Origin of the sequence: Streptomyces sp. NPDC088785 (genome assembly GCF_044750685.1) — a bacterium.
Classification (GTDB): Bacteria; Actinomycetota; Actinomycetes; order Streptomycetales; family Streptomycetaceae; genus Streptomyces.
Genome location: NZ_JBIVKH010000012.1, coordinates 119,389 through 136,410, shown reverse-complemented (window position 1 = coordinate 136,410; position 17,022 = coordinate 119,389). Strand labels below are relative to the sequence as shown.

Below are 17,022 nucleotides of genomic sequence, written 5' to 3'. Positions count from 1 at the left end.
GTCTCCCCGTACCTCTGTCTCCCCGTACGTCTGTCTCCCCATCTCACTCGCCCGTGCCGAACGACGAAGGTGTGCCCGTGACTCTGGACTCCGCCACTCCCCCTGTCCCCCGCACCGCCGAGGAGCGCGTCGCGGCGGTGCTGCGGCAGGCCGTCGACCGCGGCCTGGTCGGCTCCGGGCAGCCCGTGGCCGGCTTCCTCGACACCGAGGGGATCCGGGCGTCCGTCGCCGCGCTGCACGGCGCGTTCGCCGAGGTCCCCGACGTGCTGCACACCTTCGCCGTCAAGGCGTCCTCGCTGGTCCCCGTGCTGCGGCTGCTGACCGAGCTGGGCATGGGGTGCGAGGTGGCGAGCCCCGGCGAGCTGCGCCTCGCCCTCGACGCGGGCTGCGCGCCCGGCCGGATCGTCCTCGACTCCCCCGCCAAGACCCGCGAGGAGATCGCCGAGGCGCTCGCCCTGGGCGTGGCGCTGAACGCCGACAACCTCGACGAGCTGGAGCGCGTCGACGCGCTGCGCCCCGCGCACAGCGCCTCCGTGATCGGGCTGCGGGTCAACCCGCAGGTGGGCTCCGGCTCGATCGGCGCGATGAGCACCGCCACCGCGACCTCGAAGTTCGGCGTCGCGCTGCGGGACGCGGGCGCGCGCGAGCGCGTGGTGCGGGCGTTCGCCGAGCGCCCCTGGCTGACCCGGCTGCACGCCCATGTCGGCTCGCAGGGGTGCCCGTTGGAGCTGATCGCCGAGGGCGTCGCGCAGACGTACCGGCTCGCCGAGGAGATCAACACGGCGGTCGGCGCGCGGCGGATCACCAGCCTCGACATCGGCGGCGGCCTGCCCGTGAACTTCGCCGACGACGCGGTGAGTCCCACCTACGAGGAGTACACGCGCGCCCTGCGCGGCGCGGAGCCGGGCCTGTTCGACGGCCGGTACGGGCTGGTCACCGAGTTCGGCCGGTCGCTGCTCGCCAAGAACGGCTTCATCGCGGCACGCGTGGAGTACGCCAAGGAGGCGGGGGGCCGGCGGATCGCGGTCACGCACGCGGGCGCGCAGACGGCGACCCGTACCGTGCTGATGCCGGGTGCGTGGCCGCTGCGGATCGGCGCCTTCGACGCGCAGGGCCGCCCCAAGGACGGCGCGCCCGTGCCCCAGGACGTGGCCGGCCCGTGCTGCTTCGCGGGGGACGTCGTCGCCGAGAACCGGCCGCTCCCGCCGCTGGCGGAGGGCGACTTCGTCGTGCTGCGCGACACCGGCGCCTACTACTTCTCCACGCCGTGGGCCTACAACAGCCTGCCCCGGCCCGGTGTGCACGGCTACGCCACCGACGCCGACGGCGGTGTCCGCTTCGCCGCCGTGCGCGACGCCCAGACCCTCGACGAGATCGCGGCCGAGAGCGGTGCCCGGCACGCCGGCCGGCTGACGGCTCTGCTCGGCCCGGACGCCACAGCCGCCGGGACGAACCTGTGACAAAGGGGCGGGCAACGCTCCGGGCGGGACGCGTGTCGTATCGGGTGTGGCGGAGAACGCCGGGACCGGGCGGGTGACGGTTCCGGGGCGTCCGCCGCTCCGCGGGCCGTGCATGCCGTACGGTCCGCCCGACCGCTCGACCAGCACGGGGGACGACACACATGAACGTACGAGAGAACCGGGTCCTGTTCGCGGCCGGCGCGGCGGCGGCCGTCGCCGCGGTCGCCGCCCTGGCCGCACCGGCGTCGGCGGCGGGCACGCCCCGCTTCCTGGCGCCGTCCGAGCTGCCGCCGCACCCGTCCTCGGCCTGGACCGCGGGGCCGGTCACGGCCGGGCAGCCCGACCCGCTGCCGCTGTGCGTGGGCGACGCCCTGCCGTCCACGTCCGTGCACCGCGTCTACCGCACGGACCTGGACACCGGTGCGCTCCAGGTGACGGTCGTCGAGCGGGACGCCGCCGCCGCGAAGGAGTTCGCGGCGCTGCTGCGCCGTCACCTCGACAGCTGCGCCGCGGACGTGACGGCGCAGGACCCCGAGGTCACCGCCCGGCAGAAGTACTACGGGAAGCTGTCGGTGGAGGAGGGCGCCTACGTCTACGGCGTGCACACGGAGGCGTCGTGGGGCGCGTCCGACATCAACCTGTTCGCGGTGGGCCGCGACGGCGCGACCGTGACGGTCGTGCGGTGGGGCCGGCTGGGCGGCTTCGCGCAGGCGCCGGTGGCCGCCTTCAAGAAGACGACCGTGACGGCGGTGAACAAGCTGCGCTGACGCGCGGGCGCCGACGCCTCCGGGCGGGCTCAGGAGTCGGGCACGGTGAAGTCGCACCACACCGCTTTGCCCTCGCCGCGCGGCTCGACGCCCCAGCGCGCCGCCATCGCCTCCACCATGACCATGCCGCGTCCGGAGGTGGCCGTCTCCCCCGGGGTGCGCCGGTGGGGGCGGGCGGTGGAGCGGTCCTTGACCCACAGCCGGACCGCACGCGGCGGTCCGGTGAGCACTTCGAGGGTCAGCACGGCGCCGCCCTCGGTGTGCAGGAGCGCATTGACGAGCAGTTCGCCCGCCGCGGTCTCGACGTCGTCGGCCAGGGCGCCAAGGCCCCAGGTCGTGAGGTGTTCGCGCAGGGCGGCCCGCGCGTCGGCCAGGCCCTCGGGATCGGCCTGGTGCACGTAGCGGTGCATACGGGGGGCCTGTGAGGTGCCCGAGTCGGGCACCCGGCGCAGCACGAGCAGGGCCACGTCGTCCCCGCTGCCCCACTTCTCCCACAGGGACCGGGAGAGGTGGTCGGCGACCTCCTCGGCCGTGGGCGGCCCGGCGCTCAGGGCGTCGGCGAGCGCGCGCAGCCCGTCGTCGAGGTCGACGCCCGGCTCCTCCACGAGTCCGTCCGTGCACAGCACGAGGGTCTCGCCGGGGACGAGGTCGAGCCGGGTCTCGTGGAAGTCGTCGTCCTCGAACTCGGTGGCCAGGCCGAGCGGCAGTCCGCCGCGCAGCCGGGGGATGCCGACCCGGCCGTCGGTGTGCCGCACGAGCGGCGGCAGATGGCCGGCCCGGACGGCGCGGACGATGCCGGTGGCCGGGTCGAACTGGGCGTACGTGCAGGTCGCGAAGCGGTCCGTGTCCAGTTCGGCCAGGAACCGGGAGGCCCGGGAGAGCACCGTGGCGGGCGGGTGTCCCTCGCCGGCGAACGCCCGCAGCGCGATCCGGAGCTGGCCCATGATGGCGGCCGCGTGGGTGTCGTGTCCCTCGACGTCGCCGACGACGATGCCGAACCGGCCGCGCGGCAGCACGATGACGTCGTAGAAGTCGCCGCCGACCTGACGCCCGCCCCACGCGGCGTGGTAGCGGACGGCGAGTTCGGTGTCGGGGACCTCGGGGACGGACTTGGGCAGCATCGTGCCCTGGAGGCTGCGGGCCAGGTCGCGCTCCTCGTCGAAGAGGATGGCGCGTTGCAGGGACTGGGCGACGATGCCGGACAGGCCGATGCACAGATTGCGGTCGGCGTCGGAGAACTCCCGGCGGCCCCGGTAGAACAGGGCGAGCCCGCCGATGGCGCGGTCCTGGGCGACCAGCGGGAGGAAGGCCGCGGCCTCCAGTCTGAGCCGGTCGATGTAGGGGGCCAGACGGGTGAACCGGGGGGCGAGGTCCGTCAGGTCGCCGACGAACCGGGGCGTGCGGTTCATGACCACTTCGGCGAGCGGCAGGGAGTCGTCGATCTGGTGCAGCTTGAGTTCGTCGAGGGCCTGCATCGACTGGCCCACGAGGGCGATCAGCTTCAGGTCGGAGCCCTCGACGAGGCCGAGGACGAGTCCGTCGGCGGCGAACCGGTCCAGGCCGCCCGCGCCCGACAGGACGGCCACGACGTCGTCGACGGTCACGGCCCTGGACAGCGCCTCGGTGGTGCCCTGGACCATGAGGGCGACCCGGCGGCGCTTGCCCTCGACCCCGTCGAGACCGGCCAGCTCGGCGGGTTCGTGGGGGGCCGCACGCACCACGCCGACGATCCGCACGGCGCTCCCCCGCTCGTCGCGCAGGATGCGCCCCGAGGCGTGGGTGAGGCGTGCGGTGCCGTCCCGCGTGGTGATCTGGAAGAACACGCCGTAGGCGTCGCGGCCGGTGGCGAGCGCTTCGTTGACGACCGCGCTGACGCGTACGGACTCCTCCGGCGGGATCCGGGCCAGCACGGACTCCACCGTGTCCCGGAACTCCTCCCGGGGCAGGTCGAGCACGGCCAGGCAGTTGTCGTCCAGGCGGAGAGCGCCGCCCTCCAGATCCCAGTCGAAGCTGCCCATGCCGGTCAGCCGCAGTCGCTCTTCGAGGCCGATGTCCGGCTCGTGTGCAGGGCCCATAGGACTCTCCGGTGTACCGCTTCGCCACCGTATCGGCATGTCGACAGGGCCGCGCGGCGGCCGAAAGGCGCCCGCGCGGGTCACCGGAGCGGCGCGGAGGGACCACGGTCCGGATAGCGGCCGACCGCGCCGGGGCCGCATGGCCATGACGGACGCCTTCCGGGGCCGGGACCGTTCATCGACGTGCGGGGACGGGTCCCGGTGGCCGTCAGGAGCCGAGGTCGATGCGGGTGCCGAGTCCCTTGCGCTCGGCGAGGTCGGTCAGGAGCCGGGTCACGGCGAGGTCCTGGAGCCCCACCCCCACGGAGTTGAAGAGGGTCAGGTCGGTGTCGGCGGTGCGGCCGGGGGCGGTGCCCGTGAGGACGTCGCCGAGTTCGGTCCTGAAGTCGTCCTCGCGCAACGCGCCCTCGGCGAGCGGGATCAGGACCTCGCCGGACTTGGTGCGGGCGGTGTCGAAGGCGTCGACGACGATGCGGCAGCGCCGCACCGCCCGCGTGTCGAGTTCGCGGTGATCGGGGCGGGGCGGGGCGCCGACCGCGTTCAGGTGCTGACCCGGTGTCAGCCAGGCTCCCTCGACGAGCGGTTCGCGGGACGGCGTGAGCGTGCACAGCACGTCGCTGATCTCGGTGACGGCCCGTGGCCCGTCCAGGACCTTTGCGGGGAGGCCGAGTTCGGCGGTGATCCAGGAGGCCAGGTCGTGGGCGGCGGCCGGGGTGCGGCCCCACAGCACGACCTGCTCGTAGGGGCGGCCCGGGAGCAGGGCCCTGACGTGGGCGCGGGCGAGCGGTCCGGTGCCGATCAGGCCGAGGGTGGCGGCGTCCCGGCGGGCCAGCGCGCGGGTGGCGACGGCGGTCGCGGCGGCGGTGCGCACGCGGGTGAGCTCGGCGCCGTCGAGCAGGGCGTGGCAGGCGCCGGTCGCCGTGTCGGCGGCGAGGACGGCGGAGCGCTGGACGGGGAGCCCGCGCGCGCGGTTACCGGGGAGGTCGGCGAGGAGTTTGACGACGGCGAGGCCGTCGGCGGCGGAGGCGGCGGCCATGGCGAGGAAGGTGTCCCGCGTGTCCGGGAGCCGCAGGGCGGGCGGGGCGGGCAGCACGGCCGCGCCGCGGGCGAGGTCGCGGTGGGCGCGGGCCACGGCCGCCTCGACCTCCTCGACCTGGTCGGCCAGCAGCGCGCGGATGGTGGACCTGGTGAGGATCAGGGTCATGGTGCGGGTGCTCCTGACGAAGGACGTACGGCGGGTGCGGGACGCGGGAGGCGCGGGAGGTGTCAACTGCCGCGCAGGAAGGGCACGGTGAGCGCCGAGGGGGCGCGGCTGCGGCCCGCAAGCCCGCTCACCGCGAGCAGCGCGAACACGTACGGGAGGGTGACGAGCAGCGGCGCCGACAGGTGCAGGCCGAGGGCGGGGGCCGCGAACTGGAGCGACTGGGCGAGGCCGAACACGAGGCAGGCGAGCAGCGTCGGCCAGGCCCGCCAGCGGCCGGCGATGACGGCGACGACGGCGAGGTAGCCGACGCCGCCGGTGAGGTTGTCGCTGAAGGCGTGCACCTCGGACAGGGCCAGGTGGGCGCCCGCGAGGGCGGAGGTGGCGCCGGTGAGCAGCACGGCGGCGTACCGGATCGGCCGGACGGGGAGCCCGCAGCGGTCGGCGGTGAGCGCGTCCTCGCCGACGGCGTCGACGGCGAGTCCCCAGGTGGTGCGGCGGCTCAGGGTCACGGCGAGGAGCGCGGTGACCGCGAACGCGCCGTAGCCGAGGAGGGTCTGTTCGAAGAGGGCGGGGCCGAGCACGGGGATCGCGTGCAGGCCGGGCACGGGCAGCGGGTCGAAACCGGGCAGGGCGCTCCGGCCGCCGCCGTCGCCGAACAGGAGCCGGGAGCCGTACGTGGTCGCGCCGAGCGCGAGGGCGTTGGCGGTGATGCCGGTGACGATCTGGTCGGCGCGCAGGGTGACGCTCAGCAGCGCCTGGAGGGCGCCGAAGAGGAGACCGGCGGCGAGAGCGGTGAGCACACCGACGCCCGCGCTGCCGGAGGCGTGGGCGCCGGCGGCGCCCGCGAACGCGCCGGTGAGCATCATGCCCTCGACGGAGAGGTTCAGGACGCCCGCGCGTTCGCTGAGCAGTTCACCGGAGGAGGCGAGCAGCAGCGGCAGCGCCATGCGGACGCCGCCGGAGGCGAGTTCGTCGACGACGGCGCTCATGAGCCGCTCCTCGGACCGCGACGGGTGATCAGCATGGCGGCGGCGATGAACAGCACGAGCAGGCTCTGCACGATCTGCACGGTCTGGGCCGGGACCTGCGCGGCGAGCTGGAGGTTGATGCCGCCGCTGGTGAGGAAGCCGAAGAGCAGGCTGGCGGCGGCGACGGCGGTCAGCGAGCCGCGGGCGAGCAGTCCGACGACCAGGCCGGAGAAGCCGTAGCCGGAGGAGAAGTTCTCGGCGAGGACGTACGGGGCCGTGGCGATCAGGGCGCCGCCGGCGAGCCCGGCGAGGCCGCCCGCGAGGGCGAGGGAGCCGCTCTCCAGGCGGCCGACGGGCACCCCGAGCCGGGCGGAGGCGGCGGGCGAGTGCCCGACCGCGCGCAGCCGCACTCCGGTCGCGGTGTGCCGCAGGGCGGCTCCGGTGCCGAGGGCGAGGACAGCGGCGATGATCACGACGGCCGTCGCGGGCGACTCGGCGCCGCCGATCAGCGGCAGCTGGGCCCCGGCGGGCAGCGGTGCGGACTGCGGCAGCGTCTCCGACGACGTGACGGGCTGGCGCAGCAGGGCCGTCTCGTGGACGGACACGGAGACCAGCCCGAGCCCGATGAAGTTGAGCAGCAGGGTGGTGATCACCTCGCTGGTGCCGCGCCGCACCTTCAGCCAGCCCGCGACGCCCGCCCAGGCGGCGCCGCCGAGGAACCCGGCGAGCAGCACGAGGGGGGTGCCGACGGCGCCGGGGACGACGGCGGGCAGGGCGAGCCCGGTGGCGGCCGCGGCGGTGCCGCCCGCGCACAGCTGCCCCTCGCCGCCGACGTTCACGAGTCCGGCGCGGTGGGCGACCGTGAACCCGGTGGCGATCAGGGCCAGGACGGCGGCGGAGTTCAAGGAGCTGCCGACGGCGTACGCGGAGCCGAACATGCCGTCGTCGAGGGCGGCCCAGGCGGTGGCGGGGTCGGCGCCCGCGGCGACGACGAGGAGCAGGCCGGCGCCGAGGGCGAGCAGCGCGGCGAGGACGGCGACGGAGACGGGATGCCGGGCCAGCTCGGCGGGGCGCGGTGCCGTGCGGCGGCCCGGTGGGGACGCGGTGGTGGTGACGGTCACGGGTTTCCTCGGGCGGTCGGGACGGTCGGGACGGTCGGGACGGTCGGGGACGAAGACGGTGGGTGCCCGGGTACGCGCGTCGGGGGCACGCGCGCGCCGGGTACGCCGATCAGGGTTCGGCCGGTGTCTGCTCCTGCGGCGCCGTCCGCTCCCGTGCCGGTGTCGGCCCGGGTGCGGCGGCGCCCACCATCAGCTCCCCGATCCGGTCCCGGGCCGCGGGGTCGCGCGGGTCGACGGGGCCGAGCAGCCGGCCCCGGTAGGCGACGAGGATCCGGTCGCCGAGGGTGAGGAGTTCGTCGAGTTCGGCGGAGACGAGGAGGACGCCCGCGCCGCGGGCCGCCGCCTCCCGGATCCGGGTGTGGACGGCGGCGACGGCGCCGATGTCGAGGCCGCGGGTGGGCTGGGCGGCGGCGAGGGCGATCAGCGGGTCAAGGGCGAGTTCGCGGGCCAGGACGACCTTCTGCTGGTTGCCGCCGGACAGGGCGGACATCGGCGCGCCCGGCCCCGGGGCGCGGATGCCGTGGGCGGCGATCGTGTCGGCGGCGGCGCGGGCCAGCGCGGCCCGGTCGAGGACGACGCCCCACCGGCGGAACCGGCCGAGCCGCCCGAGGTGCAGGTTCTCCGCGATCGACAACTGCGGTACGCAGCCCTCGTGGTGGCGGTCCTCGGGGACGACGCCGAGCCCGGCGCGGGTGCGGCCGGCGGGCCCGGCGTCGGTCACGTCCCGCCCGCCGACCGCGACGCGGCCGCCGTCCGGGGCGAGGGAGCCGCCGAGCAGCGCCGTGAGTTCGCTCTGGCCGTTGCCCTCGACCCCCGCGACGCCGACGATCTCACCGCGGCCGACGTCGAGGTCGACGCCGTCGAGGGCGGGGGTGCCGTCGGGGCGGCGCACGGTGACGCCGGTCAGCGTGAGGGCGGGGCCCGCCGGGCGCGGTGCCCCGCGTTCCGCGGCGGCCACCGGTGCGGCGAGGCCGACCGGGCCGGCGAGGGCGGGGTCGAGGGAGCCGGCGGCGCGGCCGATCATCAGGGGGACCAGCTGCGGGGTGCCGAGGTCGGCGAGCGGGCCGCCGCCCGCGACGCGCCCGCCGCGCAGGACGGTGGCCTCGTCCCCGGCGCGCCGCACCTCGCCGAGCTTGTGGGTGACGAGGACGACGGCGCCGCCCGCGTCGGCGATGCTCCGGCAGGTGGCGAGCAGCGCGTCGGTCTCGGCCGGGCCGAGGACGCCGGTCGGCTCGTCGAGGACCAGGAGCCGCGGTGCGCGCAGCAACGCCTTGACGATCTCGACCTGTTGGCGGGCGGCCACCGGCAGGTCCGCCACGCGGGCGTCGGGCCGCACCTCCAGGCCGTAGGTGTCGCGGACCCGGGCGAGCGCCCGGTCGAGGGCGGGCAGCCGCAGCAGCCGCAGGTTCTGCTCGACGGTCAGCGTCGGGACGAGGCTGAAGTGCTGGTGGACCAGGGCGACTCCGGCGGTGAGCGCGTCGGCGGGGCGGCGCGGCGCGTACGGCGTTCCGTAGAGGCTGAGGGTGCCCGTGTCCGGGACGAGGGAGCCGCCGACGGCGTGGCACAGGGTGGACTTGCCCGCGCCGTTCTCGCCGAGCACGCAGTGCACGGTGCCGGGGCGCACGACGAGGTCGATGCCGTCCAGCGCCCGTACGCCGCCGTAGGACTTGGTCAGGGCGGTGATCTCCAGTGCGGGTGCCGGGTGCGTCATCGGGTGGTGATCTCCCCGGACGCGAGCTTCGCCCTGAGGGCGTCGAGCTTCTTCTTCGCGGCGGCCACCGGTGCGCCGGTGCCGCACAGCACGAGGTCGTTGTGCGGGGTGGCGAAGCCGAGTCCGAAGTGCACCGACTCGGCCTTCCAGGAGCCCTTCACCAGCTGGTCGGTGGCGTACTCCAGCTCGGCGCCGATGTCCGTCTCCACGTAACCGGCGTAGACGCTGTCGCGTGCGCAGTCGTGGGCCAGCGGGCCGCCGACGAGACGGCCCCCGCGCCCCGCCGCGGCCTGGGCGATGCCCTTGTGGCCGAGGTTGAGGACCTGGCCGAGGACGTCGGCGCCCGCGCCGTAGTCGGCGAGCGCGGACTGCTTGGACCGGGCGGCGTCGTTGAAGTCGCCGACGTACTGGGGCGCGAGGACCTCCACCCCGGGGTCGGCGGCCTCGGCGCCGCGCTCGAACTCCTTGGCGGCGTTGACGATGGCGGGCAGTTCGGCGCCGCCGACGAAGCCGACGGTGTCCTTCTTCGACAGCAGGGCGGCCGCGGCGCCGGCCAGGAAAGCGGCCTGCGCCTGCTGCGGGTCGTACAGGGCGAGGTTGGCGGTGGGCTCGGCGTCGGCCGGGCCGCCGATCTCCGCGAACCTGACCTTCGGGAAGCGGGCGGCGACCTTGCGCACGGCCGCGTCGGTCTGGCCGCCGAGCGAGATCACCAGGTCGGCGTGGGTGGCGAAGCGGACGAGCGCCTGTTCGTAGTCGGCGGCCTGCACCTGCTCGACCTTGCTGAACGCGACCTCGCCCGCGTGCCGCTTCGCGGCGCGCAGGTATCCGCGGTGGGCGGACTCCATGAATCCGTCGTCGGAGAGCGAGCCGGGGAACAGGACGCCGACCGCGAGGTCACCGCCGGCGGACGGCGCGGCGTCCTGCGCGGAGGAGGCGCCGCCGCACCCGCTGAGCAGCAGCCCGGCGGTCAGGGCGAGACAGGTGCCGGTCGCGAGCGCTGCCGGGCGACGGAGAGGGGTGTGTGCCACTGAGGTGCCTCCAGGGGGCGGGGCCCGCGGGCCCGTTAGTGGTATACCGTTACGCGCCCTCAGTCTGGGAGCGGTGTGTTGCCCGCGTGTTAGCGGCCGGTTAGCACTGCGCGCACTCCCCCGCGGTCCGCTTACTGTGAGATCCGGAACGGAGCGGAGGACACCCTGGTGACAGCGGTACAGGCGGCGGGCGCGGAGCGCGGTTCGCTGCGCGACCGTGCGTACGACACGCTGCGGCGGCGCATCGTGGAGGCCCAACTCCAGCCCGGGGAACGGCTGGTGGAGCGGGATCTCGCGGCGGAGCTGGAGGTCTCCCGGATCCCCCTGCGCGAGGCGCTGCGCCGGCTGGAGGCGGAGGGGCTCGTGGTGCTGGTGCCGCGGCGCGGGGCCCTGGTGTCGCCGTTCACGCCCTCCGACGTCCGCGACCTGTTCGACGTACGGGAGTCGCTGGAGTCGCTGGCGGCGCGGCTGGCCGCCGAGCGGGCCGGCGCCGAGGGGCTCGCGCGGCTGGCGAGCCGGCTCGACGCGGCGCGCACGGCCACCGGGCGGCGGGACCGGGCGGCGATCGCGGCGGCGAACGCGGGCTTCCACACCGACATCGTGGAACTGTCCGACAACCCGCTCCTGACGAGCATGATGCGGCCGCTGGAGGCCCGGACGCTGTGGCTGTTCCGGCTCACGGCGCAACGCGACGCGGCCCGGCAGTGCGCGGAGCACGAAGAGCTGTACGAGGCGATCGCGGCCGGGGCCGCGGACCGGGCGGCCGCGCTGGCGCTGGGCCATGTCGCGGACGGGCGCGCCGAGTCGCTGGCGCTGGCCGCCGCGTGGTCGCACCCGGAGATCGACCCGCAGGAGGTGGCCGCCCGCAGGCGCCGGCGCGGCCCGTAGCCGTACGGGCTATCCGGCGTCCGGGCGGTCGACGGTGTCGGCGCCCTCCAGCGGGGCCCGTTCCAGGTGGGCCACGGCCTCGGGCACGAGGGAGCGCAGCCGGGCCAGGCCGGAGGCGGTGAGGGTGCGGCAGACGGTGTCGCGCTCGGCCAGCACCCGGCGCGCGATGCGCGCCGGGAAGTCGGCGGGGGTGAGGGCCGCGCCGGGGCCGGCGGACCAGGTGCGCAGCGCGGGGACGGCCTTGGTGGTGTCGGCGCAGACGGCGAGGCGGCCCGATTCGACGTACCAGAGGACGATGCGCTCGCGCAGCTGCCGCCCCGGGGGTTCGACGCTCTCCCCGGCGCCGAGGCGCAGCGTGTCGAAGGCGTCGGCGAGCGCAAATCTCAGGTCCGGGTCGACGCGGCCGAACAGGTCGCAGTCGGCGAGCGGCACCGGTGCGGCGGGGTCGAGGCCGAGGCCCGCGAGGAAGGCGTCCTCGCACGTCTCCAGGGCGCGGCCGAGGTCGGGGAACTCGTCGGCGGTGTGGACCATGGCCTGCCGTTGGTCGGGGTCGGCGAGCACCATGCGCACGTCACGGCCGCGCAGGTTCTCGCCGAGGGCGCGCAGCAGGTCGGCGGCGACGGGTTCGATGCGGCCCACGCGCGTGAGGTCGAGGGCGAACCAGCCGACGGCGGCGGGGAGTTCGCGGGCGGCGCGCAGGGTCTGCTCGGCGGTGGCGAAGTCGAGGTCGCCCTGCATGACGTGGACCCGGATCCGGTCGGGGTGGGCTTCGAGTGCGGCGCGCTGGGCGCGGGGGCGGTGCCGCAGGGAGCGCAGCGGCGCGGGGTGCAGGGAGCGGGGCGGCATCGGCCGCCGCTCGGGCACGCTGGCCCGCATCAGGTGCAGGCCGAACTGGTCGGACAGCAGGTGGCAGGCGGCGATGCCGCGCACGCTGTTGCCCTTCTCCTCCAGCGGCGGGCTGAAGACGCCGATGCCGAACTGGCCGGGCAGCGCGACGCCGATGGCGCCGGAGACGCCGCTCTTGGCGGGCATGCCGACCTGGAGCATCCACTGGCCCGACGCGTCGTACATGCCGCAGGTCGCCATGACGGCGAGGACGTGCTGCGCGTGGCGCGGGGCGACGACGCGTTCGCCGGAGACGGGGTTGATGCCGCCCGCGGCGAGGGTGGCGTGCATGACGGCGAGATCGTCGCTGGTGACGAGGACGGAGCACTGCCGGAAGTAGACGTCGAGCTGCTCCTCGACGTCGCCGGTGAGGGAGCCCGCGTTGTGCATGAGGTAGGCGAGGGCGCGGTTGCGGTCACCGGTGGCGCGCTCGGAGGCGTAGACGGCCCCGTCGACGGCGAGCGGCCGGGCGGCGAAGGCGCTGAGCCCGTCGAGGATGCGGTCGAAGCGGGCGCCCGGGGTGTCCCCGGCGACGAGCGACGTGGTCACGATGGCCCCGGCGTTGACCATCGGGTTGGGCGGGCGGCCGGTGCCGGGTTCGAGCCGGATCGAGTTGAACGCCTCGCCGCTCGGTTCGGCGCCCACCCGGGTGAGGACCTCGTCCAGACCGCGGTCGGCGAGCGCGAGGGCGAACACGAACGGCTTCGACACGGACTGCACGGTGAACGGCGCGTCCGTGTCCCCGCTGCCGTACACCTGCCCGTCGAGGGCGCACAGGCTGAGCCCGAACAGGTCCGGGTCGACCCGGCTCAGCTCGGGGATGTACGAGGCGGGCGCGCCGCCGACCAGGTCGCGCAGGCTGCGGCGCACCTGGTCGAGGAGCCCGCTCAGCGGGTCGCCCGCAAGTCCCTGCTCGTCGTGTCGCACCCGCCCATCCAATCCCATCGCCCGCGGGCGCGCGCCCCGGCAGACTGCCGCCGTGGCCGAGAGCGATCACAAGGACGACCTGCTGCGCCATCTCCAGGACGCGCGCGAGGCCTTGGTGGGGAAGCTGGACGGGCTGAGCGAGTACGACGTGCGCCGCCCCCTCACCCCCAGAGGAGCCGCTGCCCGACCTCCGGGATGGCGCGGACCCGAACGCGGACACGTACGCCGGCGCCGAGGAGTCCCGGGAGCTGATCGTGGAGCGCCACCGCAGGGCGTGGGCCCTGGCCGACGCGACGGTCCGCGCCCTCCCCCTCGACACGTCCGGCACGGTGCCGTGGTGGCCGGCGGAGCGCGCCGCGATCACCCTGCACCACGCGCCGGTGCGCGCCCTGTCCGACACCCAGCGGCACGCGGGGCACGCCGACATCCTCCGGGAGGGGCCGGACGGAGCGGTCGGGTACCGGCGGGACGACGACTCCCTGCCCCCGCACGACCCGGCGTGGTGGTCCCGGCTCCACGACCGACTCGAACGGATCGCCCGGCAGGCCGGGTCCGGCGGGCCGCGGCGGCCCAGCGGGACCTGAGGCCGCGGGCGGCGGGCCGAAGGTCCTCACCCGTACGGCCCTGGGGCCCGTTCGGCGGGTGGCGGGCCGGGCCAGGATGTCGGTAACACCTGATGCCGACTTCCCTGGGAGAGATCGATGCAAGCACGTGTCGCCGTCGTCTACTACAGCGCCACCGGAAACGTCCACGCGCTGGCCGAGGCCGTCGCCGAAGGCGCCCGGAGCCGGAACGCGGAGGTGCGGCTTCGGCGGGTGCCCGAGCTGGCGCCGGACGCCGCGATCGACGCCAATCCGGCCTGGCGGGCGCATGTCGACGCGACCAGGGACGCGGTGCCCGAGGCGACGCTGGAGGACCTGGAGTGGGCGACGGCGTACGCCTTCGGCACGCCCACCCGGTTCGGCACCCCGGCCGCGCAGCTGAAGCAGTTCATCGACACGACGGGCGGGCTGTGGAACGCGGGGGTCTTCCACAACAAGCCCGCGACGAGCTTCACGTCGGCGATGAACCGGCACGGCGGCCAGGAGTCGACGATCCTCGCCCTGAACAACGTCTTCTACCACTGGGGCTGTGTCATCGTGCCGCCCGGCTACACCGACCCGCTGATCTTCGCGGCGGGCGGCAACCCCTACGGCGTGAGCTGGCCGAGCGGCGGCGGCGAGGGTCCGGACGCGGCCGTCCTGGAGGCCGCCCGCTATCAGGGCCGCCACCTCGCGGACATCTCGCTGCGGCTGGAGTCCTGACCGTCACCCGGCCGGTGGTCCGCTCCGTCCGGCGCCCTGGAGACCGGCGAGCGCGTGCACGACGGGCGCGGACGCCGGATACAGGTCCCGGTAGAGGCCGTAGAGCGTCTCGTAGCGGTCCGCCGTCGCCGGGTCCGGGGTGACGGTGCGGGCGAGCGGGTTCCAGGCGTCGATGTCGGCGTCGGTCACCAATCGCGCGGCGAGCAGGGCGCTTCCGTAGCTCGCACCCACGGTGGTGGCCCGCACCTCCTGGGCGCGGCCGGTGACGTCCGAGACGATCCGGGTCCACAGCCCGCCCCGGGTGCCGCCGCCGACGGCGACGACCCGGCGGATGTCACCGCCCGCCGCCTCGATGGCCTCGATGTGGTGGCGGACGCCGTACGCCGTCGCCTCCAGGGCCGCCCGGTACAGGTCGCCCCGGGTGTGCGACAGCGTCAGGCCCGCGATGACGCCGCGCGCCGCCGGGTCCATGACGGGACTGCGCTCACCGGCGAAGTAGGGGAGCATCAGCAGGCCGTGCGCGCCGGGCCCCGCCGCCTCGGCGAGGGCCAGCAGCCGGGTGTGGTCGGCCGTGTCGAACAGGTCGCGCAGCCAGTCGGTGACGGCGCCCGAGGTGGCCATGCCGCCGGCCAGGTTGTGGGTGCCGGGCAGCGCGCCGACGGTGGTCCACAGCGACGGGTCGCGCAGCGGGTGCGGCAGGGTGTGCACCAGGAACATCGTCGTGCCGTACATGAGCATCAGGTCGCCGGTGCGGTGCGCGCCGACGCTCAGCGCCTCGGCCCAGGCGTCGATGGTGCCGACACCGACGGGGATCCCGGCGGGCAGTCCGGTGCGCCGGGCGGCTGCGGCGGTCACGGCGCCCGCCCGCTCCCCGGACCAGGCGAGGGCCGGGAGGGCGAGGCCGGGGGCGAGGGTGTCGGTCCAGGGCCGGTGCCACTGGTGGGCCCCGATGTCGTACAGCGGGGTGCACTGGCTGGCGGAGTGGTGGTCGAGGACGTACGCGCCGGTGAGCCGGCGGACCAGCCAGGAGGCGGGCATGTAGAGGCGGCGGGCGCGGGCGTAGCGGTCCGGTTCCTCTTCGGCGATCCAGACGATCTTGGGGCCCGCGGCCTGCGAGGTGAGGCGCGAGCCGCAGCGGCGGACGATCTCGGCCGCGCCCAGCTCCCGCTCGATGCGGTCGATCTGGCGCCCGGCGCGGGTGTCCACGCCGTACAGGATCGCGGGGCGCACCGGCCGGTCGTCGGCGTCGGCGAGCAGGACGCACGGGCCCATTCCGCTGACGCCCACCGCGATGACGGCCGTGTCCGGGTCCGAGGTCAGCTCCCGGGTCAGGGCGGCGAACTCGTCCCACCACACGTCGGCGTCCATCTCCACCCGGCCGGGCGCGGGCCGGTCGACGGTGTGGGTGCGGACGGCGGTGTGCAGGACGGTGCCGTCGAGGGCGACGAGGACGCCCTTGCTGCTGGAGGTGCCGATGTCGACGCCGATGACCGCTGATCGAGGCATACGGGCACCGTAGTACGGGGTGGGGCCCCGCGCGGCGGGCGGTTCAGGCGTCGCGGTGGCGCAGCAGGAGCATCGCCGCGTCGTCGTGCAGCGGGCCCGCCGCGTGCTCGACGAGGTCGGTGCGCAACCGCTCAAGGGCGGCCTGCGGGTCGGTGTCCTTGAGGAAGGTCACCCGGTCCTCCAGCGGGTAGAACGCGCCGTCGCGGTCGCGGGCCTCGCTCACGCCGTCGGTGTAGAGCAGCAGCTGGTCGCCGGGGGCGAACGGGACGGTGTACGGGACGGGTTCGTCGCCGCCCTGCACGCCGAGGCCGAGCGGCGGCGCGAAGCGGGGCGGTTCGGGGAACGCGGTCGTGCCGTCGGCGCGGGCGAGCAGCGGCGCCGGGTGGCCGAAGTTGAGGAACGTCGCCTCGCGGTCGCCCGCGGCGATCTCGACGAGGAGGGCGCTGACGAACCGCTCGCCGAGCAGTTCGCGTTCCAGGGCGCGCTCCAGCCGTCGGCCGAGACCGGCCAGTCCGGCCCCGTCGTGCGCGGCCTCGCGGAACGCGCCGAGCACCAGGGTGCGGTCTCCACGGCCTCCAGGCCCTTGCCCTGGACGTCGCCGATGATGACGCGGGTGCCGCCGGGGACGACCACGACCTCGTACAGGTCACCGCCTATGCGCGCCTGGGCGACGGCCGAGGTGTAGGAGACGGCGACGCGCAGGGCGCCTGCGACGCGCGGGACGGGTCGCAGCAGTACGGCCTGCGCGACCTCGGCGATGGAGCGGACGCTGGCGAGTTCGGCGTCGCGGCGCTCGCGCATGACGACCGCGCCGAGTGCGGCGGCGGTCACCCCGGCGACGCTGATCGACGCGATGTAGACGCGGCGCCTGCCGAGGGTCCCGTCGGATGCGGCGAGCAGGACGCACAGCAGGACGGCGAACGCGCCGATCCGCGCGGTGCGCCGCTTGCCGCCGCTCAGCCCGGCGAAGGCGGGGCCGAGCGCCATCAGGGACAGCAGCCCGAATCCGGTGGGCGTCAGCAGTTCGGCGAGGACCACCACGCCCAGCACCGCGTACGGCAGGGCGGCGAGGGCCCGGCCGGCCGGGAACTCCGCCTTCGTCATCGCTCTCCCCGTCAGGACGGCCCATCGGCGTTCGGACATGTCGCGGCTTGAGCGTATGCGGGGTTTCTTGGTGA

12 protein-coding genes and 2 pseudogenes are annotated in these 17,022 nt (G+C 75.6%); 5 read left to right on the top strand and 9 right to left on the bottom strand.

All coding sequences use genetic code 11. From position 1 onward, the window contains the following. The first annotated feature begins 77 nt into the window (after positions 1-77). Together ACIP5K_RS27515 and ACIP5K_RS27510 are read left to right on the top strand one after the other, a co-directional pair. A complete protein-coding gene (locus ACIP5K_RS27515; protein WP_401413712.1) occupies positions 78-1,460 on the top strand; it encodes a diaminopimelate decarboxylase in 1,383 nt (460 codons plus the stop codon). 161 nt (positions 1,461-1,621) lie between these two features. After that, the gene (locus tag ACIP5K_RS27510; RefSeq protein ID WP_401413710.1) at positions 1,622-2,227 is read left to right on the top strand and encodes a hypothetical protein; all 606 of its coding nucleotides are present in this window, start codon (positions 1,622-1,624) and stop codon (positions 2,225-2,227) included. 29 nt (positions 2,228-2,256) lie between these two features. On the opposite strand, the gene ACIP5K_RS27505 is transcribed toward ACIP5K_RS27510, so the two are convergent. The 6 genes from ACIP5K_RS27505 to ACIP5K_RS27480 form a co-directional block, all read right to left on the bottom strand. Next, complete coding sequence (locus tag ACIP5K_RS27505; RefSeq protein ID WP_401413709.1) at positions 2,257-4,302, bottom strand: SpoIIE family protein phosphatase; 2,046 nt, start codon at positions 4,300-4,302, stop codon at positions 2,257-2,259. 208 nt (positions 4,303-4,510) lie between these two features. Further along, complete coding sequence (locus ACIP5K_RS27500; RefSeq protein WP_401413707.1) at positions 4,511-5,506, bottom strand: ornithine cyclodeaminase family protein; 996 nt, start codon at positions 5,504-5,506, stop codon at positions 4,511-4,513. 62 nt (positions 5,507-5,568) lie between these two features. Beyond that, the gene (locus ACIP5K_RS27495) at positions 5,569-6,495 is read right to left on the bottom strand and encodes an ABC transporter permease (protein WP_401413705.1); all 927 of its coding nucleotides are present in this window, start codon (positions 6,493-6,495) and stop codon (positions 5,569-5,571) included. Next, on the bottom strand, positions 6,492-7,595 hold the full coding sequence (locus ACIP5K_RS27490) for an ABC transporter permease (protein ID WP_401413703.1): 1,104 nt from the start codon (positions 7,593-7,595) through the stop codon (positions 6,492-6,494). Before ACIP5K_RS27490 ends, ACIP5K_RS27495 begins: the two co-directional genes overlap by 4 nt. A gap of 109 nt (positions 7,596-7,704) precedes the next feature. Continuing rightward, entirely contained in the window at positions 7,705-9,306 is a 1,602-nt protein-coding gene (locus tag ACIP5K_RS27485; RefSeq protein ID WP_401413701.1) for an ABC transporter ATP-binding protein, read from the bottom strand. Then, on the bottom strand, positions 9,303-10,334 hold the full coding sequence (locus ACIP5K_RS27480) for a BMP family ABC transporter substrate-binding protein (protein WP_401413699.1): 1,032 nt from the start codon (positions 10,332-10,334) through the stop codon (positions 9,303-9,305). Before ACIP5K_RS27480 ends, ACIP5K_RS27485 begins: the two co-directional genes overlap by 4 nt. 168 nt (positions 10,335-10,502) lie before the next feature. On the opposite strand from ACIP5K_RS27480, the gene ACIP5K_RS27475 reads away from it, so the two are divergent. Next, the gene (locus ACIP5K_RS27475) at positions 10,503-11,222 is read left to right on the top strand and encodes a GntR family transcriptional regulator (RefSeq protein WP_401413698.1); all 720 of its coding nucleotides are present in this window, start codon (positions 10,503-10,505) and stop codon (positions 11,220-11,222) included. Between the two features lie 9 nt (positions 11,223-11,231). Here ACIP5K_RS27475 and glsA read toward each other — a convergent pair whose 3' ends face one another. Further along, positions 11,232-13,034 (bottom strand): glutaminase A, encoded by a 1,803-nt coding sequence (gene glsA / locus ACIP5K_RS27470; protein WP_401413697.1) that lies wholly within the window; start codon positions 13,032-13,034, stop codon positions 11,232-11,234. Positions 13,035-13,086: 52 nt separating this feature from the next. On the opposite strand from glsA, the pseudogene ACIP5K_RS27465 reads away from it, so the two are divergent. Then, positions 13,087-13,618: pseudogene (locus tag ACIP5K_RS27465) on the top strand (DUF664 domain-containing protein). Between the two features lie 117 nt (positions 13,619-13,735). After that, the gene (gene wrbA, locus ACIP5K_RS27460; RefSeq protein WP_401413695.1) at positions 13,736-14,338 is read left to right on the top strand and encodes an NAD(P)H:quinone oxidoreductase; all 603 of its coding nucleotides are present in this window, start codon (positions 13,736-13,738) and stop codon (positions 14,336-14,338) included. A gap of 3 nt (positions 14,339-14,341) precedes the next feature. Here wrbA and ACIP5K_RS27455 read toward each other — a convergent pair whose 3' ends face one another. Continuing rightward, a complete protein-coding gene (locus ACIP5K_RS27455; RefSeq protein WP_401413694.1) occupies positions 14,342-15,844 on the bottom strand; it encodes an FGGY-family carbohydrate kinase in 1,503 nt (500 codons plus the stop codon). A 43-nt stretch (positions 15,845-15,887) separates the two neighbouring features. Further along, a pseudogene (locus ACIP5K_RS27450) lies at positions 15,888-16,948 on the bottom strand (PP2C family protein-serine/threonine phosphatase). Between the last annotated feature and the right edge of the window lie 74 nt (positions 16,949-17,022).